This is a genomic window from Halanaerobium sp., from assembly GCF_003070835.1.
This window is the reverse complement of record NZ_QBLR01000404.1, coordinates 1-2646: the sequence shown is the minus strand read 5'-3', so window position 1 is coordinate 2646 and position 2646 is coordinate 1. Positions and strand designations below refer to the sequence as shown.

The following is a 2646-nucleotide window of genomic DNA, read 5'->3' as shown; positions in this document are numbered from 1 at the left end:
ATTAAAATATATTACTTTAAAAAGGAGAATGAAAATGAGTAAAGCAATGATCAGAATGAGAATGAGTTCAGCAGATGCACACTATGGTGGTGGATTAGTTGACGGAGCTAAAATGTTAGAATTATTTGGTGATGTTGCTACTGAACTATTAATTCGTCAGGATGGTGATGAAGGTTTATTTGTTTCATACACTAATGTAGAATTTACTGCTCCTGTTTTTGAAGGAGATTACATAGAAGCAGTTGGAGAAATAGTTAAAGTCGGTAATAGTTCCAGAAAAATGGAATTTGAAGCTAGAAAAGTTATTACTTCACCAGACAATAAAGAACTACCTGATTCAGCCAGAGATGTTTTAGATGAACCTATTGTTGTAGCAAAAGCAAAAGGTGTCTGTGTTGTTCCAAAAGATAAACAAAGAAATTAGGGGGTAAAAAGTGGATAAATTAATTATTACTGCAGCTTTAACAGGAGCAGAAGTTACTAAAGAAATTCAGCCCAATCTACCAATAACAGCTGAAGAAATTGCTGTTGAGGCAGAAAAAGCATATGAGGCAGGAGCAGCTATAGTACATGTTCACGCTAGAGAAGATGATGGCTCTCCAACTCAGGATATTGAATATTATAAATCTATAAAAGAAGAAATTGAAAAAAGATGTCCTGTAATTTTTCAACCTTCCACTGGAGGAGCAACCTGGCATACAGCAGAAGAAAGATTACAGCCAGTTGATTTAAAACCTGAAATGGCAACTTTAAGTACAGGAACCTGTAACTTTGGTGATGATGTTTTTATGAACTCCAAAGAGTATATTGTTAAATTTGCTAAAAAAATGAAAGAAAATGGAGTGAAACCAGAAATTGAAGTTTTTGAACCTGGGATGATTGCTAATGCTGAATACTTAATAAAAAATAATTTAGTGTCAACACCACTTCATTTTGATTTTGTACTTGGAGTACCCGGAGCAATGCCTGCTTCAGCAAAAAATTTAGTTTTTATGGTTGAAAGTATTCCACAAGGATCTACCTGGACTGTAGCTGGAATTGGCAGACATGAAACTTCTCTGGCAATGATGGGAGTTGCTATGGGGGGACACGTTAGAGTTGGATTTGAAGATAATATCTATTATAAAAAAGGTGAAATTGCAAAAAGTAATGCTCAATTAGTTGAGCGAGTTGCAAGAATGGCAAATGAATTAGGAAGAGAAGTTGCCACACCAGATGAAGCAAGAGAGATTTTAAATCTTAAATAATTTAATGTTGAAAGGAGCTTTGAAATGAGTAAAATTATTTCATTAGAAAAAGCAGCTGCAAAAGTTGAATCTGGAAGTAGAGTTATGATTGGAGGATTTTTAGCTTGTGGTACTCCAGAAAAAATTGTAGATAAATTGATTGATAACGGAGTTGAGGATTTAACAATTATTGCTAATGATACATCTTTCCCAGATAGGGGACTCGGAAAGTTAGTTTCTAATAATTGTGCGAAAAAAGTAATTGCAAGTCATATTGGTACAAATCCTGATACTGGGAAAAAAATGAATGATGGCAGTATGGAGGTTGAATTAGTTCCCCAGGGAACACTTGCAGAAAGAGTAAGAATAGGGGGAGCCGGTCTTGGTGGATTTTTGACACCAACTGGTGTAGGAACCGTAGTTGAAGAAGGTAAAGACGTAATAGAAAGCAATGGGGAAAAATATTTATTAGAACTTCCAATCAAAGGGGATGTAGCACTGGTTAAAGCCTGGAAAGCTGACAAAAAAGGTAATCTGATTTACAGAAAAAGTGCCAGAAATTTTAATCCTTTAATTGCTAAGGCCTGTGATACTGTGATTGTAGAAGCAGAAGAAATTGTAGAAGTTGGAGAAATTGATCCTGATCATGTAATGACTTCTTCAATTTTTGTAGATTACATCGTAAGAGGTGATAATTAAAATGGATGTTAAAGAAAAGAAAGAAATTATAGTTAAAAGAATAGCTAAAAGTTTAGAAGATGGCGATGTTGTTAATTTAGGGATAGGGATGCCAACTTTAGTTGCTAACCATATTTCAGATGAAATAGATATAATGCTGCAGTCAGAAAATGGATTTCTCGGTTTGGGGCCAAAACCTGAAGCAGGTAAAGAAGATAAAGACTTAACTAATGCTGGGGGAGAAGCAGTCACTGTAAAAGATGGTGCTATGTTTTTTGATAGTGCAGAATCTTTTACAATTATCAGAGGCGGCCATGTTGATAAAACAATTTTAGGAGCACTTCAAGTAGATGCTAAGGGTAACTTAGCTAACTGGATGATACCTAATAAAATTGTTCCAGGTATGGGAGGGGCAATGGATCTTGTGGTAGGTGCAAAAGAAGTAATTATTGCTACACTTCAGACTACAAAACGAGGGAATTCAAAAATTTTAGCAGAATGCACTCTTCCACTAACAGCAAAAAAAGAGGTTGATTATATAGTTACAGAAATGGGTTATTATAAGATTGAGGATGAAAAATTAATCCTAAAAGAAATAAATCCTGATTTTACTATTGAAGAAATAAAAGAAGCAACAGATGCAGAATTAATTGTAGCAAAAGATTTAAAGGAAATGATTTATTAAAATCAATCTTTAGGATAGCTAAAATATTAAATACAAGAAAAACAATCTGTATTTATC

At 34.2% G+C, this 2646-nt stretch carries 4 protein-coding genes; all 4 read left to right on the top strand.

The features are described from left to right. The first annotated feature begins 34 nt into the window (after positions 1-34). Genes CI949_RS19670 through CI949_RS19655 form a run of 4 tightly spaced genes read left to right on the top strand, consistent with a single transcriptional unit; the run spans position 35 to position 2589 of the window. Positions 35-424 (top strand): hotdog fold domain-containing protein, encoded by a 390-nt coding sequence (locus tag CI949_RS19670; protein WP_365942020.1) that lies wholly within the window; start codon positions 35-37, stop codon positions 422-424. Positions 425-434: 10 nt separating this feature from the next. Further along, a complete protein-coding gene (locus CI949_RS19665) occupies positions 435-1247 on the top strand; it encodes a 3-keto-5-aminohexanoate cleavage protein (protein WP_290769584.1) in 813 nt (270 codons plus the stop codon). A 24-nt stretch (positions 1248-1271) separates the two neighbouring features. Continuing rightward, positions 1272-1925 (top strand): CoA transferase subunit A, encoded by a 654-nt coding sequence (locus tag CI949_RS19660; RefSeq protein WP_290769582.1) that lies wholly within the window; start codon positions 1272-1274, stop codon positions 1923-1925. Position 1926: 1 nt separating this feature from the next. Continuing rightward, positions 1927-2589: a 3-oxoacid CoA-transferase subunit B gene (locus CI949_RS19655; RefSeq protein ID WP_290769580.1), complete on the top strand. Its 663-nt coding sequence runs from the start codon at positions 1927-1929 to the stop codon at positions 2587-2589. The last annotated feature ends 57 nt before the right edge of the window (positions 2590-2646 follow it).